The sequence below is a fragment of the Dongia sp. genome, from assembly GCF_041905885.1.
Lineage (GTDB): Bacteria > Pseudomonadota > Alphaproteobacteria > Dongiales > Dongiaceae > Dongia.
Genome location: NZ_JAYRKD010000010.1, coordinates 56,876 through 77,181 on the forward strand (window position 1 = coordinate 56,876; position 20,306 = coordinate 77,181).

Annotated in this window: 17 protein-coding genes and 1 tRNA gene; 10 read left to right on the forward strand and 8 right to left on the reverse strand. The window is 66.0% G+C overall.

The genetic code is table 11. The annotated features are described in order from the left end of the window. Positions 1-2 precede the first annotated feature (2 nt). From ACH2CY_RS12360 to ACH2CY_RS12390, 7 genes are all read left to right on the forward strand, one after another. Entirely contained in the window at positions 3-1,382 is a 1,380-nt protein-coding gene (locus ACH2CY_RS12360) for a xanthine dehydrogenase family protein molybdopterin-binding subunit (protein ID WP_395019432.1), read from the forward strand. 1 nt (position 1,383) lies between these two features. Further along, a complete protein-coding gene (locus ACH2CY_RS12365) occupies positions 1,384-2,388 on the forward strand; it encodes a xanthine dehydrogenase family protein molybdopterin-binding subunit (RefSeq protein ID WP_395019434.1) in 1,005 nt (334 codons plus the stop codon). A gap of 31 nt (positions 2,389-2,419) precedes the next feature. Further along, positions 2,420-2,734: an EthD family reductase gene (locus tag ACH2CY_RS12370; RefSeq protein WP_395019435.1), complete on the forward strand. Its 315-nt coding sequence runs from the start codon at positions 2,420-2,422 to the stop codon at positions 2,732-2,734. 13 nt (positions 2,735-2,747) lie between these two features. Further along, positions 2,748-3,638 (forward strand): AAA family ATPase, encoded by an 891-nt coding sequence (locus tag ACH2CY_RS12375; protein WP_395019437.1) that lies wholly within the window; start codon positions 2,748-2,750, stop codon positions 3,636-3,638. Then, the gene (locus ACH2CY_RS12380) at positions 3,631-4,737 is read left to right on the forward strand and encodes a VWA domain-containing protein (RefSeq protein ID WP_395019438.1); all 1,107 of its coding nucleotides are present in this window, start codon (positions 3,631-3,633) and stop codon (positions 4,735-4,737) included. The genes ACH2CY_RS12375 and ACH2CY_RS12380 overlap by 8 nt, the downstream gene beginning before the upstream one ends. After that, complete coding sequence (locus tag ACH2CY_RS12385; protein ID WP_395019440.1) at positions 4,734-5,624, forward strand: amidohydrolase family protein; 891 nt, start codon at positions 4,734-4,736, stop codon at positions 5,622-5,624. Before ACH2CY_RS12380 ends, ACH2CY_RS12385 begins: the two co-directional genes overlap by 4 nt. Positions 5,625-5,777: 153 nt before the next feature. After that, positions 5,778-6,302: a hypothetical protein gene (locus tag ACH2CY_RS12390; protein ID WP_395019442.1), complete on the forward strand. Its 525-nt coding sequence runs from the start codon at positions 5,778-5,780 to the stop codon at positions 6,300-6,302. 4 nt (positions 6,303-6,306) lie between these two features. Here the strand turns inward: ACH2CY_RS12390 and ACH2CY_RS12395 are convergent, their stop codons facing one another. From ACH2CY_RS12395 to ACH2CY_RS12405, 3 genes are all read right to left on the reverse strand, one after another. Further along, positions 6,307-6,606, reverse strand: coding sequence for a DUF1488 family protein (locus tag ACH2CY_RS12395; RefSeq protein WP_395019444.1), 300 nt, complete (start codon positions 6,604-6,606; stop codon positions 6,307-6,309). Between the two features lie 222 nt (positions 6,607-6,828). Next, the gene (locus tag ACH2CY_RS12400; RefSeq protein WP_395019446.1) at positions 6,829-8,832 is read right to left on the reverse strand and encodes a N,N-dimethylformamidase beta subunit family domain-containing protein; all 2,004 of its coding nucleotides are present in this window, start codon (positions 8,830-8,832) and stop codon (positions 6,829-6,831) included. Between the two features lie 286 nt (positions 8,833-9,118). Next, positions 9,119-9,205 (reverse strand) — tRNA-Leu (locus ACH2CY_RS12405). Positions 9,206-9,681: 476 nt separating this feature from the next. Here ACH2CY_RS12405 and ACH2CY_RS12410 point away from each other — a divergent pair. The 3 genes from ACH2CY_RS12410 (at position 9,682) to ACH2CY_RS12420 (ending at position 13,599) form a co-directional block, all read left to right on the forward strand. Next, entirely contained in the window at positions 9,682-10,773 is a 1,092-nt protein-coding gene (locus tag ACH2CY_RS12410) for a DUF2336 domain-containing protein (RefSeq protein WP_395019447.1), read from the forward strand. A 209-nt stretch (positions 10,774-10,982) separates the two neighbouring features. Further along, entirely contained in the window at positions 10,983-13,055 is a 2,073-nt protein-coding gene (locus ACH2CY_RS12415; protein ID WP_395019448.1) for a transglycosylase domain-containing protein, read from the forward strand. Between the two features lie 22 nt (positions 13,056-13,077). Beyond that, positions 13,078-13,599, forward strand: a complete 522-nt coding sequence (locus ACH2CY_RS12420) for a hypothetical protein (RefSeq protein WP_395019449.1) — start codon at positions 13,078-13,080, stop codon at positions 13,597-13,599. Positions 13,600-13,602: 3 nt separating this feature from the next. Here the strand turns inward: ACH2CY_RS12420 and ACH2CY_RS12425 are convergent, their stop codons facing one another. The 5 genes from ACH2CY_RS12425 to ileS are packed head-to-tail and all read right to left on the reverse strand — an operon-like array spanning position 13,603 to position 20,277. Beyond that, positions 13,603-14,931, reverse strand: a complete 1,329-nt coding sequence (locus tag ACH2CY_RS12425) for a M16 family metallopeptidase (RefSeq protein ID WP_395019452.1) — start codon at positions 14,929-14,931, stop codon at positions 13,603-13,605. After that, the gene (locus ACH2CY_RS12430; protein ID WP_395019454.1) at positions 14,928-16,307 is read right to left on the reverse strand and encodes a M16 family metallopeptidase; all 1,380 of its coding nucleotides are present in this window, start codon (positions 16,305-16,307) and stop codon (positions 14,928-14,930) included. Before ACH2CY_RS12430 ends, ACH2CY_RS12425 begins: the two co-directional genes overlap by 4 nt. Positions 16,308-16,344: 37 nt before the next feature. Next, entirely contained in the window at positions 16,345-16,944 is a 600-nt protein-coding gene (locus ACH2CY_RS12435) for a DUF3035 domain-containing protein (protein WP_395019456.1), read from the reverse strand. A gap of 13 nt (positions 16,945-16,957) precedes the next feature. Beyond that, a complete protein-coding gene (gene lspA, locus ACH2CY_RS12440) occupies positions 16,958-17,473 on the reverse strand; it encodes a signal peptidase II (RefSeq protein ID WP_395019457.1) in 516 nt (171 codons plus the stop codon). Further along, positions 17,470-20,277 carry an isoleucine--tRNA ligase gene (gene ileS / locus ACH2CY_RS12445; RefSeq protein WP_395019634.1) on the reverse strand — a complete coding sequence of 936 codons (2,808 nt, stop codon included), beginning with the start codon at positions 20,275-20,277 and terminating at the stop codon, positions 17,470-17,472. The genes lspA and ileS overlap by 4 nt, the downstream gene beginning before the upstream one ends. Between the last annotated feature and the right edge of the window lie 29 nt (positions 20,278-20,306).

Genomic DNA, 20,306 nt, shown 5'->3' on the forward strand with positions numbered 1-20,306 from the left:
CCATGCAGGATTTCGAACAGATCGACACGAAGTTCTTCGCCGCCGAGCGCGAGGCCGAGCTTGACGTGGTTGGCACCACGGTGCCGCGCGTCGATGCCCGCGCCCATGTCACCGGCAAGACCCAGTTCTACGAGGACGTCTCTTTCCCGGGGATGCTGCATCTGAAGATGGCGCGTTCGACCCGGCATCACGCGCTGCTGAAGAAGGTCGATACCAAGCCGGCCGAGAAAGTGCCGGGCTTCGTCCGCGCGCTCACGCACAAGGACGTGCCCAACAACTGGTACACGATCCTGCGGCTGATCGGCGTCGAGCCGAATGACGAGCCGGTCCTGCCCGAGGATCGTGTGCTGTTCCAGGGCGAGCAGATCGCCGCCATCCTGGCCGAGACCGCGGAAGCCGCGGGCGAGGCCGCGTCCAAGGTGAAGATCGACTACAAGGATCTCCCCGCAGTCTTCGATGTCGAGGAGGCGCTGAAGCCCGGCACGCCGGCGATCAAGCCGCATGGCAAGAACTACTTCGTCTATGAAGGCCATCATTGCCGCCGCATCCGTTTCGGTGATGTGGACAAGGCTTTCGCCCAGGCCGACCACGTGATCGAGCATCGCTACCAGTCGGCGCCGATCGAGCATGCCCCGACCGAGACCACCGGCTGCATCGTGAGGCCCGAGGGCGACGGCCGCTTCACCATCTATTCCAACACCCAGGCCTGCTATTTCACCCTCGACAACGCGGCGCTGATCGTCGGCCTGCCGTTCAACAAGCTGCGCGTCAAGGGCGGCACGGTGGGCGGCGGCTTCGGCGGCAAGGTCGACGTCACCGTTGAGCCGATCGCGATCATCGCCGCGATGCTGACCCAGCGTCCGGTCAAATACGCCTACAGCCGCGAAGAGGAGATGCAAGTCTCCTCGCCGCGCGCCGCCGAGCGGATCTACATCAAGGACGGCGTGATGAAGGACGGGCGGATCATCGCCCGGAAGGTCACGCTGTATGTCGACGCCGGCGCCTATTCGCGCCATTCGCCCTATGGCACCACCAAGGCCGCGGCGCATATGCCGGGACCCTACAGCATCCCCAATGTCTGGGTCGATGCGCATTGCGTCTACACCAACCGCACGCCTTCCTCCGCGATGCGCGGCTTCGGCGTCACCATCGGCGATTTCGCGCTGGAATCGCAGATGGACCGCATCGCCCGCCAGCTCAAGATGGACCCGATCGAGTTCCGCATGCTGAATGCCTATCGCGACGGCGACATCAAGGCGCATCGCAAGAAGGCCGAAGGCTGCGCCCTCGTCGAGGTGATGCAGAAGGCGGCCGAGATGACCGGCCGCAACCTGCCGGAGCGGTTCAAGAAGATGAGCTCCTTGAACAAGGAGGGCTTGTGACATGGCCATGCTGAAAGGCCGCGGCGTCGCCGCCGTCAACTACCCGACCGGCATGAATCTCGGCGGTGATCCCAGCCAGGCGCTGATCCATGCCACCACCACCGGCAGCTTCGTGATCACGCTCTCCTCGGTCGATCTCGGCCAGGGCTTGAAGACCGTGATGGCGCAGATCGGCGCCGAGACCCTGGGCGTGCCGGTCGACACCGTCTGGGTCGACACCGCCGACACCGATACCGGCCCGCATTGCATGGGCACTTTTGCCAGCCGGGGCACCCACCGCATCGGTAACGCCATCATCATGGCCGCGAAAGAGGCGCGCTCGGTGATGCTGGACGTCGCGGCGGAGGAGCTGGAGGTCGACCCGGCCGATCTCGTCACCGACGGCAAGGGCAAGATCCATGTGAAGGGCTCGCCGGAGAAAGCGGTCGACGTGCTGAATGTCGCGCTGGCGGCGCATTTCAAATACGGCAAGACCATCTCCGGCCGCGGCATCTTCATGAAGCCGAAGAGCGACGTCGTGCCGGAGACCGGCGAGATGAACCCGGACTCCGCGCAGGCCCATGCCTGCACCGTCGCCGAGGTCGAGGTCGATGACGAGACCGGCGAGATCTTCGTCCTGAAGCTCACCAATGCCTATGAGATCGGCCGGGCGATGAATCCCGCCATGGCGCACCAGCAGATCGTCGGCGGCGCCTGGATGGGCATGAGCCACGCGCTCTACGAGACCACCGAGCCCTACTATCCCGACCGCGCCCATGGGCCGCTGGATTTCAGTGAATACCTGATGCCCGGCCCCGGCGACATCGCGGTGATGGAAAGCGCCATCATCGAGCGGCCCGCGTCCAACGGCCCCTACGGAGCCAAGGGCATCGGCGAGATGACCGCCAATTCCCCGATCGCCGCCATCGCCAACGCGATCTTCGATGCCTGCGGCGTCCGCGTCGAATCGATGCCGATCACGCCGGAGAAGGTGCTGCGCGGCCTCGACGCGCTGAAGAGCAAGTAAGCAGTTTCCCAAAGCAACCGGAGAGCAGAGAATGATCAAGGTCATGTCATTGATGAAGCGCAAGGAAGGTATGAGCTTCGCCGACTACAAGAAATGGGCGCTGGAGGAGCATCCGAAGCTCGCCCGCGGCGTGCCCGGCATGAAGAAGTACCAGGTGGACGTGGTGGTGAAGGACGATCCCGCCAACACCTATGATTCGGTCAGCGAGATGTGGTTCGAGAGCGAGGAAGCCATGGCGGCGGCCTTCGCGACCGACGGCGGCAAGGCGGCCGGCGCCGACGCCGCCGCCCATGTCAGCAACCGCGTCCGCGTCGTCACGCAAGAACATCCGCAATTCGGTCACTAACCCTCGGGCATTGATGGCCAAGGCGACCCGCAAGCAACCCGACTTCACCTCCAGCACCGGCGTCACCGCCGTGCTGGAGGAAGCGGGCTATCTGGCCGATGAAGGCCTGGCGACGGCGGTGCAACTCGCCACCGCGCTGCAGAAGCCTTTGTTGCTGGAAGGCGAACCCGGCGTCGGCAAGACCGAGATCGCCCGGGCTCTGTCGGCGTCGCTTGGCCGCGCGCTCATCCGCCTGCAATGCTACGAGGGCATCGACGCCGCGCAGGCGCTCTATGAATGGAACTACGCCAAGCAGCTGCTGGCGGTCCGCGCCGACGGCGAGAAAGCGGGCGTCGATGACGTCTTCAACGAACGCTTCCTGGTCGAACGGCCGCTGCTGAAGGCTCTGCGCGCCGGACAAGGCGCCGTGCTGCTGGTCGATGAAGTCGATCGCGCCGATGCCGAGTTCGAGGCCTTCCTGCTGGAATTCCTCGGCGACTTCCAGATCACCGTGCCGGAGCTCGGCACCATCAAGGCCGTGCAGCCGCCCTTCGTGGTGCTGACCTCGAACCGCACCCGCGAGCTCCACGACGCCTTGAAACGCCGCTGCCTCTACCACTGGATCGATTTCCCGGACGCCGCGCGGGAACGCCGCATCCTCGAATTGAAGGTGCCGGGCCTGACCGAAGCCGCCGCGGCTTCGCTGGTCGATGCGGTCAACGGCATCCGCCGCCTGGCGCTGCTGAAGAAACCCGGCATCGCCGAATCGATCGAGTGGGCGCGGGCCGGGCAGGTGCTGGTCGATGGCGGCAACGACTGGCCGACCGCGCTCCGCCGCGCTCTCGGCCTCCTGGTCAAGGATCAGGACGATCTCGAAACCGTGCTCAGCGAAGGCGAACCGCTGCTCCGCGCGGTCAATGGCTAGTGTCGCCGCCCAACACGTCACCGGCTTCCTCGCCGCCTTGCGCGCAGCCGGAATCAGCGCGCCACATCAGAAGCAGCAAGATTTCCTGCAGACCCTCGCCGCCACACCGCCGATCTCGCGCCACGGCCTCTACTGGCAGGCGCGCATCACCTTGACCGGATCGAAAGAGGAGATCGACCGTTTCGACCCGGTCTTCGCCAGCTGGTTCGGCGAAGCGCAGGCCGGCGTGATACCCGTGGTGCCTGAGTCCGAAGGCGAGGAGGTGCGCAAGCCGGACTCGCTCCATGGCGGCACGCTGCAGCTGCCGCTGGCGCCCGGCGAAGGCAGCGGCCAATCCGCCAGCCCCGACGATCTCCTGAATCGGATGTCGCCGCGGCGTGCCGACGCGCGGGAACAGGCCCTGATCAAGCGCGCCCGCCGCGCCGCCGAGCGCCATCTGCCAAGGCGGCCGAGCCTGCGCCTCAAGGCCAGCCACCGACGCGACGTCATCGACCTTCGCCGCATGATCCGCGCCGCCGCCCGCCATGGCGGAGAGTTGATTCGCTTCCGCTACCGTGCCCGCCCGATGAAGGCGCGGCCGGTGCTGGTCTTCGTCGATGTCTCCGGCTCGCTGAAAGGCCTGACGCCGGACTACCTGCGCTTCGCCCGTGCGCTCGGCGAGACTTCGGCCAAGGTCGAGGTCTTCACCTTCGGCACGCGGCTGACCCGTCTCACCGCGGCTTTGCTCGGCGGCACGCTCGACCGGGCGCTGACGCGCGTCGCCGCCAAGGTTGCGGATTTCGAGGGCGGCACCCAGATCGGTCGCGCGCTCACCGACTTCTTCGCGCATCGGCAATATGCCGGCCTGGCGCGGGGCGCGGTGGTGCTCATCCTGTCCGACGGGCTGGAACGCGGCGATCCCACTCTGCTGCTCCACGCCGTGCAGCGCCTGCAGCGCCTGGCGGAGCGCCTGGTCTGGCTGACGCCGCTGAAACGCGATGCCGAGTATCGGCCGGTGACCCGCGCCATGGCGGCGATGGCGCCCTACCTCGACCATATCGGCGGCGCGGCCTCGCTGGAGACCCTCGCTGCCGAGATTCACGAATGGACCGAAGCATGATCCCGATCATCGATGCGCATCATCACATCTGGCGACAGGACGACCTCGCCTGGCTCAAGGGACCGATGCAGCCCCGCATCTTCGGCCCCTATGAGCCGATCCGGCGCGACTATCCAATCGCCGAATACTTGAGCGACCTCGCCGGCACCGGCGTGGTCGGCTCGGTCTACTGCCAGACCAACTGGCCGCCGAAAGGCGAGCTCACCGAAGTCGAATGGGTCGATGCCGAAGCGAAAAAGAGCAACGGCGTGCTGCAGGGCATGACCGCCTATTGCAACCTGCTCAGCGAAGATGCGCCGGAGATGCTGGCGGCCGAAGCCAAGGCCTCGAAGCTGGTGCGCGGCATACGCATGCAGCTGCATTGGCACGAGAACCCGCTCTACCGATTCGCGCCGCGTCCCGATCTCATGAAGGAGCCGCTGTTCCGCAAGAATCTCGCCAGGCTGCAGGACCACGGCTGGCTGTTCGAGCTCCAGGTCTTCACCAGCCAGATGAAGGACTCGGAGGCGCTGATCAAGGAATTCCCCGGCATCAACTTCGTGCTGCTGCATGCCGGCATGCTGGAAGATACCTCGACCGCCGGCCGGGCCGCCTGGCGCGAGGGCATGCAGCGTCTGGCGCAACTGCCGAACCTCTACATCAAGCTGTCCGGCCTCGGCACCTTCATCCACCGCGTGGACCAGGCGCATATCGCCGCGATCGCCCTGCCGACGATCGAGATGTTCGGTGCCGGGCGCTGCGTCTTCGGCTCCAACTTCCCGATCGAGAAGCTCTGGTCGCGCTACGCCGATCTGGTGCAGGCCTATCGCGGCGCCCTGGCCTCTTTGTCCGAACCGGACCGGGCGCAGGTCTTGTCGCAGACGGCGCGCCGACTCTATCGCCTCTAACTCGCGCAGATTTATTACAAATCCGGGCGGCTCACACGCCGCTCCGGAAGCGGCTGGACGCGGCACCCTTTCCTATGCACCATACCGGCAATCTTGTGGTCGGACGCGGTCGGGGCGCGCCCTGCAGGGCATCATCAGACAGGGAGCTGGGGCATGGACGCCAGGGAGAAGGACGTCAGGATCGCGGACGTGAAACGCGCGGCAGCCGATTATGCGCTGGCCCGCGAGGGCGACGGCAAGCGCGCGGCGACCGTCTCGACCTTGCGCGCGCTCTGGGAATTCGCCGCCGCCTCCGGCGCGCCGGTCGAAGGCCTCTCTGTCGTCAACAAGCTGATCCAGGCGCTGGAGGAATTGAACCGCGGCACCTCGCCCGCGCTGTTCGAACTCGGCAAGGACGGCGCCGCCGAGAAGAAGGCGTCCGGCGCTTCCGCCGACCAGGCGCTTGCCGCCGCGCTGGTCGATGCGCTCAATCAGTTCGAGAAGATGCCGATCCAGGAAGCGATCGACTATGTCGCCGCCAAGCGCGGCCTGACCGCCAACAACCTGAAGAACATTCGTCAACGCCTGCGCTCGAAGACCTCGAAGGACGCCGGCCAGCCGCACTACCAGGCGGCGCTCACAACCATCGCCGCCCAGCCCGATCCCGCCCGCGCCATCCGCGTGCAGTTGATGAAATAGCGCGCTAGCTCAGCGCGACCACGCCGCGGCGATTGAGATCGGCGGTCGTCACCACGACCTTGCCGACGAAGTCGACCACACCGACCTCGTACTTCTTGCGCACCATGGCGGCGATGGTCGGGCGGTGTTCCTCGAACAGCTTCAGCAGCTCTTCGGTGCTGGCGCCGTCGCGGTTGCCGAGCTGCTCCAGAACCCGGCGGCTGATCGAGCAGACCAGCGGCTTGCCGTCATATTCCGCTTCGAACTCGATCATGGTCTTGGCGCGATCGTGCAAGGATATCGGCGACACGAGCTGAAAGGACAAGGCTACCTCCCCGGGTGTTCCCGGTATTCAAGACGTTTCCCCGATAGCATCCCTGCTCTCGCCGACCCATCTCCCAACAGCCGGCGAGACCAAAGGATGGTGATCGCAAGGCGGCATCGCAATACCGGGCGGGCGTGAAATTTTTGCGCTTGAGGGGATGGCTCTTTCGTGAAAGCGATTCACGCTGCGCTGCGATCAACGCCGGGTGCGGCGCAGCAGCTCTCAGCGCGTGAAGCGCCGCAGCAGATTCGCGGTAATCCGGCCGACAGCATTCATGCTGCCGGCTTGCGGCAGCGCGCCGCACCAGGAAACCGAGCTCGCCGCAAACACCCAGCCGACGGCGCCTTGGGTGAGTGTCATCTCGCCCCGTGCCGGCACCGGCAATCCATCCTCGGTCGCGTCGCTGTCGATTGCATAACCCGCATCGAAGCCTTGCGCCACCGCCAGCAGCCTGGTGTCCGCGGGGGTCATCCACCGCGGGCTGCGCGCATCGATTTCGTAGCCCGCCGCGCCGCCGAGCACGATGCCGGTCTCGCCGATCGGCGCGTCGCCGACGCCGTCGAACAGCCAGGCGAGATCCGGCGCGTAGGATTCCGGCGTGCGATGGAATGGCTGCGCGCGCGAGAAGCCCATCGCCTGCAGGCCGGTGCCGAGCAACTGATGCTCGGCGCGGCCGCGATGGCGCCAGAGGCCGCCGGGCTCGCCGGTCATGGCGAGATGCGTCTCGCCGGGCTCTGAGCTCCAGGTGCGGATGCCGGAAAGCCCGCGTCGCACCTCGATCGTGTCGCCGTCGAAGCCGGTGACCCAATAGCCGCCGTTGCCGCCGAGATAGGCGATATGGCCGCCGGTAGCGCGGAAGCCGTCCAGCGCATCGCGCATGACGCCGGTCCAGTATTCCGGATGGCTGCCGGTGACCAGGCCGCGGTACCCTTGCAACCGCCCGACACCGCCGCGATCGAGATCCGCATCGGTCAGCAGATCGATGCGGATCCCCTCTCCATGCAGGAAGCGCAGGAGATTGAGATCGACCGGCAGCAGATGCGGCGCGCCGCAGAGCGGATAGAGATAGTCGTCGCGCAAGGTCGCGAGCGGTCGGCGGAAGCCCGCCAGCGAGACGCCGCTGCCGTCATTATGGGTGTCGTAGAGCGAAGTCAGGTTGTTGGCCTTGGCGAAGCGATGCCCGGCATCGTCGCAGACCCAAGGAAAGCGCTCCGGCGGCAACCGCTCGTCCGCGTAGGCAAGATAGGTGAAGGTCGGCACCAGGAACACGAGATCCGCCTGCCGCTGCTTCGGCGTCACGAAGAACGGAAAGCGCCGGGTCTCCATCGCGGTGGCGACTTCGACCGCATAGACGCCCGGCTCGGCGGAGCCCGGCACGGCGACGCGATGCGTCTCCGGCCATCCCGCGTCGGCAAGGTCATCGTCATGCAAGGCGACGGCGTCGTAATGCGCCGGGGCCAGCCTCGGATCGAGCAGGCTGCCGTCCCAGCGGGCCGAGCGCAGGCCGAAGCTCGGCGCGTTGTGGATCTCCAGGACTCCGTCGCCCTCGACCGGCGCCAACTGCCGCGGGCGGCCGATCGCGGGAAATCGCCACGCTGCGATCACCTGGTCGGCGGCATCGCGGAGCGCGATGCGGCCGATGCCGACATTCAAGGTCGGGACGCTGCCCGCCAGGTCGCTGCCGAGATGCAGGATTCCCGCCGGCAAGCTGTTGGGCGCGGTGAAGAGAGACGCGATTTCACGACCGGCCTTCGTGACGGTCAGGGACAGCCCGTCCCGCCGCCTGCATAGCCGCGCATTCAGCCAGGATCCGCTGGGCAGAATTTGCCCGGCGACGGCGTCCGCGCCCTCCAAGACCATCGCGCCGTCGCCGGCGAACCGCACCACCATGCCGGCCCCAGCGACCAGCACGCGCCCCGCCGGTGTTCCGGCCAGTCGAAATTCGAAGGCCAGCGTCCATTCGGCGGCGTTCAGCAACCTGTCAGGCGGCCGGATCGCCAGCCAGGCGCCGAGATCGAGGCTCTGCACCCCGGGATATGCGGCGCTTTCTGTCACCAGCCAGTCTGTCGACTCGGGATCGTGCGCGCGATCGAGTCGCAGGATGCGGGCTCGGGGCGCTGGACCCGCGCTGGAGAGATGGAACGGCGCCTGTCCGCCTGCCGCGACGCTGAGCTCCGTGAAATAGCCTGCTGCAGGCAACGCGGCATGATCGACCGGCCGTCGCATCGCGACCGCGCTAATGCCGCGCGCCGGGCCGCTGCGACAAAACGCAACCGGCGGTGCAACGATTTTGGAACAAAACCCGACGCGGGCAATTTAGAAAATGCGCTGACGACTTGGAATGCCACTGCGAGTGTCCGAGCCGCTGCCGATCCCCCTGGGCTTGAACCTTGAGGGATCGCATCGCGGCTAAAGCCGTTTTCGCGCCGTCGATCGGCTGGGGAGCCGGTCCTGATTTTTGGGGGAAGCGTTGGGTCGGGGTTGGTATGGGTATTTTACACAACAACTGGGATGGTGCCCCTGGCCGGACTCGAACCAGCACGGATGTGAATCCACCTGATTTTGAGTCAGGCGCGTCTACCAATTCCGCCACAGGGGCTCTCCCAGGGGTCTTCCCCATGGGCGCACGTCCAGGCGTAAGCCGCCCGACGGCGGCGCGCATCATAGCGAAGACCGGCCGCTCCGCAAGCCATTGGGCGGCCCCGGTTTTTCTGAGGACTTTTCCACAGGATTTTTCGCACCGGACGGTCGCTTGCGGCATGAAATTCGCTGACATTCAGGCTGGGCGGGGTGCGAGCATTCCCGCGAATGCCGGGAAAATTCAAATCGATTGTCGCGAATATTTGGCTTTATTGAAATAGATTATTAGTTATTATGATAACTAATTGATTTACTTACTTTTTTTGTTGCGGACGCGAAACCTATACTGTAGAAACGCATTGATACGAGGACGAGCAAGATTACTGGACGACGAGGTTTCACTTGGACTCGGGGATGATCGCTTTGGCTTATCTATCGCAGGAAGATGTCGAGAGACTGGCGGCGGACCGGACGCCCGCAACGCGCGCGGCCACTATGCTGCGGGTGGGTGAGGTTCTGGCCAGCGGCGTCGTCGGGCTGGAAGAGCGCCTGATCGCCTACGCGATTATCGACCGCGTGCTGCCCGAAGCCGAGATCGAGATCCGCGCCGAGCTGGCGAAGTTCCTGAAGAATGTGCCCTGGCTCGACCATCGACTGGCAACCCGCCTCGCCAATGACGTGCTCGAAGTAGCCGAGCCGATCCTGGCCGAGTCGCTGGCCTTGAGCGACGAGGACCTGCTGGCGGTGATCGACCGCCATTCGATCGGCCATGCCCGCGCCATCGCCAAGCGTTCCAAGCTGACCGCGCCGCTGACCACCGCTCTCATCAAGACCGAGGACGAAGTCTGCGTGCTGCGCGTCGCCTCCAATGACAATGCGGAGATCGAAGTCGGCTCGATGCACCGCATGATGGACCGATTTGCCGAGAACCAGCCGGTGGTCGAGGCGGTCAGCCAGCGCAGCATGCTGCCGCTGGCAATCGTCGAGCGGCTGACCGCCGTGGTCGGCGGCAAGGTCCTGCAGAAGCTGATCGAGCGCTACGACATCCCGGCGCACCGGGTCTCGCGCCTGATCCAGCATGGCCGCGAGCATGTCCTCTTGACCAGCTTCGCCCTCGACCAGTCGGCGGACGAGATCCGCGGCCTGGTCGAGCGCCTGGCCGACAACAAGCTGCTGACCACGAGTCTCATCCTGCGTGCGCTCTGCCTCGGCAACTTCACCTTCCTGCTGCCGGCGCTGGCACTGCAGGCGCGGATCCCGAGCCGGAACGTGCGGCTGCTGATCGCCGACGAGAGCGGCCGGGGTGCCGAACGCCTGTTCGAGCACTGCGCCTTCGAGCCGAAATTGAAGGGCCTGTTCATCCGGTTGATCGAGCTCTCGCGCAACGTCCGCTCGCGCCGCTTCGGCTTCGCGCCGGCCGGCTGGCGGGCCGAGGTGCTGGCAGTGATCGACCTCGAGCTCGGCGGCGCCAACGCGGAACAGTCCTTCGACCAGCGTGTTACCGAGGTGCTGATGCGCCTCGAGAACGGCAAGGACCGCGGCCGCGGCCCTGAAGTCACCCCGCTGCGAAGCGCCAGCGCGCATTAAAGCCGAGATGGCTCGTCCGCGCCGGATATAGCAAGCCGGCGCTCCTCTGCACCCCGCAAGAGATGCCCGGGTCCTTGGAAACGAGGGTCCGGGCATGACGATTCCGGCGCCCCGGTTTCGCCCTATTTCCCGCGCATAACGGCGCCGAAAGAGCTGTTTCCCCGTCCTGCTGGATTCTAAAGCAGGGGCGAATCAGCTAGAAGAGGCGCATGGCAAAAGGGACAGCGAAGACCGGACGGCAGCCCCAGGGTTCCTCAGTGCGATCCTGGCGGCGGCGCCTGCTGTGGGGCGGGCTGAAATGGGGCGCGGTGGGCGGCATCTGGAGCGGCTTTGCCGCGCTGCTGTTCCTCGGCTGGTGCGCCTTTGATCTGCCCGATGTCAGCAGCCTGAACGACGTCAAGCGCCAGCCGTCGATCACCCTGATCGCGGCGGACGGCAGCTTGCTCGCTAGCTACGGCGATCTCTACGGCGAGTTCACCCATCTGGACCAGATGACCGGCGCGCTGCCCGCCGCGGTGCTGGCGACCGAGGACCGCCGCTTCTACAGCCATTTCGGCATCGATCCCGTGGGCCTGCTGCGCGCGCTTTACGTCAACCTGACCTCGGGCAGCCTGGTCCAGGGCGGCAGCACCATCACCCAGCAGCTGGCCAAGAACGTGTTTCTGACGCCGGAACGGTCGCTCCACCGCAAGGGACAGGAGCTGCTGCTCTCCTTCTGGCTGGAGCACAACTTCACCAAGACCGAGATTCTCGAGCTCTATCTCAACCGGGTCTATTTCGGCTCCGGCACCTATGGGGTCGACGCCGCGGCGCGGCGCTACTTCGGCCGGCCGGCCAAGGATGTGACCCTGCTGCAGGCGGCGATGCTGGCCGGCATGCTGAAGGCGCCCTCGCGCTACAACCCGAACAACGACCCGATCGCGGCGGCGACCCGCGCGCAGATCGTGATCCAGAACATGGTCGATGCCGGCTTCATCACCGAGGAGCAGGCCAACCAGGCGGGCAGCCAATCGACCGCGGCCGAGGACAACGCGCCGATGCCGCCGGTCGCGCGCTATTTCTCCGACTGGGCGCTCGACCAGGTCTCGTCCTACATCGGCTTCACCAACGAGGACCTGGTGGTGCAGACCACCTTGGATCCGCGCGCGCAGGGCATCGCCGAGCGCAACCTGGCACAGGTCCTCGCCAAGGACGGGCCGAAGCAGAATGCCAGCGAAGCGGCGCTGGTCTCGCTGACGCCGGACGGCGCGGTCCGCGCCATGGTCGGCGGCGTCGACTACAAGCACAGCCAGTACAACCGCGCCACCCAGGCGATGCGCCAGCCGGGCTCCGCCTTCAAGGCCTTCGTCTTCCTGAACGCCTTCGAGCGCGGCCTGACCCCGGACAGCACCATGGTCGACGCGCCGATCTCGATCGGGAAATGGCGGCCCGGCAACTACAATGACAAGTTCTACGGCACGGTGTCGCTGCGCGAGGCTTTCGCGCGGTCGCTGAACTCGGTCGCTGTGCAGCTCTCCGAAAGCACCGGCCGCAGCAATGTGATCGAGACCGCGAAGCGGCTCGGCATCGATACGCCGCTCGGCAACGACGCCTCCATCGCGCTCGGCACCAGCGAGACCACGGTGCTGGAGCTGACCGCGGCCTACGCCACCTTCGCCAACCGGGGCCAGGGCGTGCTGCCCTATGGCATCACCAGCATCCAGACCCGCAGCGGCAAGCGGCTCTATCGGCGCGAAGGCTCCGGGCTCGGCGCGGTGGCCTCGCCCATGGCCGTGCGCGAGATGCTGGACATCATGACCGCGACCGTCGATTGGGGCACCGGCAAGCATGCGCAGCTCGACCGTCCGGCGGCGGGCAAGACCGGCACCAGCCAGAATTTCCGCGACGCCTGGTTCATCGGCCTGACCGCGGAGCTGGTGACCGGCGTCTGGGTCGGCAATGACGACAACAAGCCGATGAACAAGGTGACCGGCGGCTCGCTCCCCGTGGAGATCTGGCACGACTACACGGTCGAAGCCCTGGCCGGCGTGCCGCCGTCGCCCCTGCCGCTGCCGGCGGGGGTCGGCCCGCTCTTGGCCGCCGGCGAGCCGCTGCAGCTTCCCGGCGCCAGTGCGGGACCGGCGACGGCCACCGCCAGCGCCGACGAGCCGGGCCTGCTCGACCGCCTGGTCGACAGCATTCTCGGCGGCGGGGACGAAGGCGCCACGGTCAACGACGGCGGTGCCGCCGCCCCGAAGGCGCAGCATCAGCCGCCGAAGAAGCCGGAGCGCACCACGAAGTAGTGACAGGGAGCAGGCGAGTCACTTGAGCCAGCCGATAGGGGACGGAAGAGACGGCGTGGAGCCTCGATTTATCTTTGGGCCGCTCGGTGACGGCTATCGGCTGACCCGGGCGGAACACCTTGTCTGCGAGGCCATCGGCCTGGTCTTCGCGATTTCAGGATGCGTGCTTCTCGTCCTTGCTAAGATGAGCCTTGTCGACATTGGAGTTGGATTGGGCGGCGGCGCCCTGCTGTTTGTTGCCGCCTTCATTGCGATGAAGGCTTACGTTGCCTTGGCGGGCATTCCCAAGATCAAGAGGCCGCTGCCTGAAGGGATTCTCTCGAATATCAGCCGCCGACGCCACTTCTACCTTTATGGCCTGCCGATCGCATTCGGGCTGATGCTTGTCGTGGCAATTGTCTTCGCTACAACACACGCGGCGGAAATGAGCCTGTCGCTATCGGTCGTCCTGGCAGCGCTGGGCGCACTGTTCCTCGGCAGCCTTATCCTCGCGGCCTTGATCAAGCGGAAACTTGCCGCGCGAAACTACGAGGGACTGAAGTAAAGCTCAGGGCGCGTCGCGCGTGGGCTTCAGGCCGTCCTTCTGGCCGACCGCGACCACCACCATCTTCGCCGGATCGAAGATCCGCTTCGCCGCCGCTTTCGCATGCTCGAGCGTGACGGCGGAGATTTCCTGCTCGCGCCGGGTCGGGTAGTCGATCGGCAGACCCTCCATCTGGATCCCGAGCAGGGTGCGCGCCGCCGAGCGGGTGGTGGTGAAATTCTGCGCGTAGTAGCCGAGCAGATAGGTCTTCGCGGCGTCGATCTCCGCCTGGGTCGGACCCTCCTGCTGCATCTTGGCCCATTCGGCGCGGGTCAGGTCGATCACCTGCGAGGCTTGCGCCGCGACGGTCTGGGCGCTGCCCATGATGGCGCCGGCATGGTCGAGCGTCACCAGGTCGGTGTCGATGCCGTAGGCGAGGCCGCGCTTCTCGCGCACCTCGTGCATCAGCCGCGACGAGAAGCCGCCGCCGCCGAGCGTGTAGTTGACCAGGTAGGCGGCGAAGAAGTCCGGATCCTCGCGCTTGATGCCCGGGGCGCCGAACAGCAGGATGGTCTGCGGGATGTCGCGCTCGATCGCCGCGAGCCCGCCCTGGTCATCGACCTTCGCCTCCGGGATCGCGATCGGCGGGCCCTTTTCCGGCAAGGCGGCGAAGGCCTTGTCGAGCAGCGGCTTCAGCTGCTCCGGCGTCACGTCGCCGACCACCGCGACGTTGAGGCGGTCGCGCAGGAAGTTGGCCGCGACGAAGCCCCTCAAGTCATCGACCGTGATCGCGGCCAGCGATTGCGGCGTGCCGCTGCTGCGCCGGGAATAGGGATGCCCCGCGAACATGATGCCGTTGAGCGCGCGCCCGGCGATCGCCTCCGGATCGCGCTCGTCCTGCGCGGCGGAGGAGATGAACTGGCCGCGCATCCGCTGCACCGGCTCCTCGTCGAAGCGCGGCGCGGTGAGGGCGAGGCCGAGCAGCTCGAAGGAGAGATCCCGGTCGTCGGTGAGGAAGCGCAGCGATCCGGTGAAGCTGTCGAGGGAAGCGTCGAAGCCGAACTCGATGCCGTGATCGGCCAGGCGTTTCTGGAAATCCGCGGAAGGGATGCCGCCGGCGCCTTCGTCGAGCATGCCGGAGATGAAGGTCGCGAGACCTTCCTTGCCCGCCGGATCACCCGACGCGCCGCCCTTGAAGCCGAAGGCGAGCGAGATCAAAGGATTGGAGTGGTCCTCGATCAGCCAGGCGGTGATGCCGCCGGGCGAGGTCACCGACTGGATATCGACGGCGCGCGCGGGGAGCGGCGCCAGCAGCAGGAGGATGAACAGCGCGAGGCGGCGGATGGCGCTCACTGGATGCCTCCGCCGATCGGGGCCGGCGGCGTTGCGGGCGGGGCGCCGGACTCCGCGCCCGGTTTGGGGAGCAGCGTGCCGGTGACCGAGCGGTTCAAGACCAGCACCGCCTTGGCCGCGGCGAGCACGTCGGCGGCGGTCACCTGCTTGATCCGGTCCGGCCAGGCCTGGATGTCGGCGAGGCTGCTGCCGGTCGCCATCCGCGTCGCCACGAATTGCGCGGCGCCGTTCAGGCTGTCGCGGGACTTCACCGCGGAGATCTCCATGCGGCGCTTGGCATCGGCGACCTCCTGGTCGCTGACGCCGTTCTTCAGGAGGTCGGCGATCTCGGCATCCAGCGCCTGCTCGATCGCCGCGGCGGTGCCGCCTTGGCGCGGCGCGCCGTAGAAGGAGAAGCTGCCTTCGTCAAACGGGCTGGCGTCGTAATTCGACCCAGCATAGTCCGCGATGCCCTGGTCGACCACCAGCCGCCGGTAGAGCCGGCCGACATTGTTGCCGCCCAGGATCTCGTCCAGCACCTGCAGCGCATAGGCCTGGTTGCCCGACGCCGTGCGGAAGGAGGGCGCCAGGTAGATGCGGCTGACCGAGGGCTGGTCGACGAACTCGCTCTCCAGGGTGACGCGGCGCGGCGCATAGGCTTCCGGCTCCTGCAGCCGCTCGCGCTTCGCCATCTCCTTCTTCGGCAGCGGGCCGTAGTATTTTTCGGCTAGCGCCTTCACCTCCTCGGTGGTGACGTCGCCGGCGATCACCAGCACCGCGTTGTTGGGCGCGTAATACTTCCCATAGAAGTCGATCGCGTCCTGGGTGGTGTAGGCCTGCATCTCGTGCTGCCAGCCGATGATCGGCAGGCGATAGGGGTGATTGAGGAACAGCACCGCGTTCATCATCTCGCCCAGCTGGGCGCCGGGGTTGTTCTCGATCCGCTGGTGCCGCTCCTCGATGATCACGTCGCGCTCCGGCAGCACGATCGGATCGCTGAGGATGATGCCGTTCATGCGGTCGGCTTCCATCTCCATGATCAGCGGCAGGTCGCGCTTGGCGATCTGCTGGTGATAGGCGGTGACGTCCTGGTTGGTGAAGGCGTTGTCATCGCCGCCGCGCCGGTCGACTTCCCGGGTGAACACGCCGTTGCCGAATTTCTGCGTGCCCTTGAACATCAGGTGCTCGAGGAAATGCGCGACGCCGTTCTTGGCCGGCGCCCCGTCGGCGGCACCCGCCTTGTAGGCCAGGATCTGGTAGACCACCGGCGCCAGGTGCTTGGGCAGCACCACGACCTCAAGGCCGTTCTCCAGAGTGAAGGTGTCGGCTTCGAACAGATCGGCCCGCGCCGGTTGCGCGACGGCAACGGCACCCCAGAGCAGAAGGCCGGCGAACAATGTCGCCGGCCGAATCCGTCGTTGGCTTGGGTTGCGCCTAGAATACGCCTTCAAACAGGCCCTTCTTCTTGCGCTCGATGATCGGGGTTTCGCCGGTATCGGTCGGCTGGCCGAGGGCCTGGTTTTCCTGCATGCGCTTCTGCTCGGCGACCGGGTCGACCACGGTGCCGTAGGGTTCGGGCGCCCGCCAGAACACCAGATCGTCGAGGAAGCTCTGCGAGGCATCCTGGTCGGCCGAGGTCTCCGCATCCACGGTCTTGCGGATGTTGGGGTCGATGCCGCTCAGGCTGGCACTTTGCAGGAAGGCGGATTCGCCGGCGGATTCGGTCGAAGTCGACTCGCCTTCGCCGATCGGGGGAATCTGGTCGGGCGACATCGTGCCGCCCGACTGCTGATAGCCGGTGACGATGTTCTGCGCCTGCTGGGTGGTGGTGCCTTCCTGCGGCCGGGGCGCGCCGGGTGTCGGCGGGCGCAGGCTGTAATCCGGCGGCATGCTCAGGGGTGCCCGCGAGACGACCTGGAACTCGTCCGGCGAACGCTTGGTGAGACCCAGCATCTCCTTGGTGCTCGAGCAGCCGGTGATCGCCGGCAGGACCAAGGCGAGCGCCAGGGGAAGGGTCAGCAAGGATCGGCGCATAGTCCCTAATCTCCTAGGAATGCTCCGTTTTAGCGCGATCGACCCGGTGAAACAACCCGTCGAAAAGTAACAAGACGACTCCGACGAAGATGCTGGAATCCGCCAGGTTGAAGGCCGGCCAGTGGTATTCCTTGCCATCGCCGGTCCGGATGTAGAAATCCAGGAAGTCGAAGACGGCGCCGAACCGCAGCCGGTCGATCACATTTCCGAGCGCGCCCCCGGCGATCAGCCCGATTCCCAGGGCGATCAACCGGTTCTCGACCCGCGTTAACCAATAGACCAGCGCGAGCGAGACCAGGATGGCGAAGCCCGACAGCGCCTCCGACGGCATCTTGCGGAACATGCTGAAGCTCACCCCGGTATTCCACGCCGTCACCAGCGAGAACACCGGCAGGACCGAAATGCCGAACGGGTGCTGCTCCAGGATCGACATGATGACCGCCTTGGAGATCTGGTCGGCCGCGATGATGGCGACGACCGCGATCAGCCCCAGGCGGAAGATCCGCCGATCGGCGATTCCGAAGGTCATGCGTCCACACCTTCCATGGAATCCACGGCATCCGTGCAGCGGTTGCAGAGCGTCGGATGCTCCTTGTGGCTGCCGACCTCGGTCAAGACCTGCCAGCAGCGCTCGCATTTCTCGCCCTCGGCCAGGTTCACGACCACGGCGACGCCGGCCACATCCGGCAAGGTGAAGGCGCCATCCGGTGCGGCGCCGTCCGCCAGCGTGGCGCCGGAGGTGATCGCGATCTCGGCGATATCGATGCCGGAAAGCTCGGCCTTGCGTTCCGGCGTCAGATGCACGACCGGCACGGCCTGCAGGCTGGAGCCGATCTTCTTGTCGGCGCGGGCGCGTTCCAAGGCGCCGGTCACGACCCGGCGGATGTCGCGGATCTTGTCCCAGCGCGCGGCCAAGGCTTCATCGCGCCAATTCCCCGGCGTCTCCGGATAGAGTCGCAGATGCACGCTATCCTCGCCGTCCTTCCAAGGTCTGGCCTTCCAGGCTTCCTCGGCGGTGAAGCAGAGGATTGGCGCCAGCCAGGCGGTCAGGCGGGAGAAGACCTCGTGCAGCACGGTTCGCGTGGCACGTCGACGCACCGAAGCCGGCGCATCGCAATAGAGCGCGTCCTTGCGGATGTCGAAATAGAAGGCCGAGAGATCGACCGCGCAGAAATTATGCAGGTCGGTGAAGAGCGCGTGGAACTCATAATCCCGCGCACTCTCCCGCACCTTGGCGTCGAGCTCGCTCAGGCGGTGCAGCACCCAGCGGTCGAGCTCCGGCATGTCCTTCGCCGCGATCCGCTCGGCTTCGCTCCAGCCGTCGAGCGCGCCCAGCAGATAGCGGAAGGTATTGCGCAGGCGGCGATAATGGTCCGCCATGAATTTCAGGATCTCCGGCCCGATCCGCTGGTCGTCGGAATAATCCGAGGCCGCGACCCAGAGCCGGAGGATGTCGGCGCCGTACTGCTCCATCACCTTCTGCGGGGCGACGACGTTGCCCAGCGACTTCGACATCTTGCGGCCCTGCTCGTCGAGCGTGAAGCCATGAGTCAGCACTGCCTTGAACGGCGCCTGCTTGCGCGTGCCGCAGGCTTCCAGCAGCGAGGAATGGAACCAGCCGCGATGCTGGTCCGAGCCTTCGAGATAGAGATCGGCCGGCCACTTCAAGTCCGTGTCCCGGCGCGGCTCCAGCACGAAGGAATGCGACGAGCCGGATTCGAACCAGACATCGACGATGTCCTTGATCTGCTCGTAGTCGTCCGGGTTGTGGTCGTTGCCGAGGAAGCGCGAGGGCTCGCTGGCGAACCAGGCATCCGAGCCTTCCTTCTGGAAGATGTCGACGATGCGGTCCATCACCTGCTGGTCCTGCAGCAGCTTGCCGGTCTTCTTCTCGACGAAGACCGCGATCGGCACGCCCCAGGCGCGCTGGCGCGAGATCACCCAGTCCGGCCGGTTCTCGATCATCGAATAGAGCCGGGTCTTGCCCTGCGGCGGCACGAAGCGGGTCTTCTCGATCTCGGCGAGCGCGATCTTCCGGAGATCGTTCTTCGCCATCGAGATGAACCATTGCGGCGTGTTGCGGAAGATCAGCGGCGCCTTGGAGCGCCAGGAATGCGGATATTCGTGGGTGACGGTGCTGTTTGAGACCAGTGCTCCCGCTTCCTTCAGCTTCTCGATCACCGCGGCGTTGGCGTCGCCCTTCTTGCCATAGGGCGTCAGCACCCGCTTGCCGGCGAACAGGCCGACATGGGGGAAATAGGCGCCATCCGGATCGACGGTCTGCGGCACCTCGATGCCGTTGGCGATGCCGAGCACATAGTCGTCGGCGCCATGGCCGGGTGCGATATGCACGAAGCCGGTGCCGGCATCGGTGGTGACGAAATCACCCGGATGCGCCAGCACCTGGAACGTCGCGTAATAGGGATCGAGCCCGGCCAAGGGATGCTTGGTGACGGTGCCCTTGAGCGCGCTGCCCTTGCCTGACCAGATCGGCTTGGAGCCGGTGATCTTGGCGCTCTCCTCGAACGCAGCCTTCAGCGCCTCGGCCACCAGCAGGCGTTCGCCGGCCTTCACCAGCGCGCCTTCGCCGGTGCTGGTCACTTCCAGCACGACATAGTCGATGTTGTCGCCATAGGCGACCGCGCGGTTGCCGGGGATGGTCCAGGGCGTCGTGGTCCAGATCACCACGTTCGCGCCTTCGAGTTCTTTCGCCGGCGCCTTCACGATCGGGAACTTCACCCAGATCGTGTCCGAAGTGTGCTCCTTGTACTCGACCTCGGCCTCGGCGAGCGCGGTCTTCTCGACCACCGACCAGAGCACCGGCTTCGAGCCGCGGAACAGCCCGCCGTTCATCAGGAACTTGCCGATCTCGGCGGCGATCTGCGCCTCGGAGGCGTTCTTCATCGTGGTGTAGGGATTCTCCCAGTCACCCTCGACGCCCAAACGCTTGAACTCCTCGCGCTGCACGTTGATCCAGTGTGCGGCGAACTCGCGGCATTCCTTGCGGAAGTCGATGATCGCGACTTCGTCCTTGTTCTTGCCGGCCTTGCGGTATTTCTCTTCGATCATCCATTCGATCGGCAACCCGTGGCAGTCCCAGCCCGGGATGTAGAAGGCGTCCTTGCCGCTCATCTGCTGCGAGCGGTTGATCACGTCCTTCAGGATCTTGTTCAGCGCATGGCCGATATGGATGTTGCCGTTGGCGTAGGGCGGGCCGTCATGCAGGATGAACTTCTCGCGGCCCTTCGAGGTCTCACGGAGCTGCTTGAACAGGTTCACCTTCTGCCAGGAGGCCAGGATCTCCGGCTCGCGCTTCGGCAGGTCGCCGCGCATCGGGAAATCGGTCTTCGGCAGAAACACGG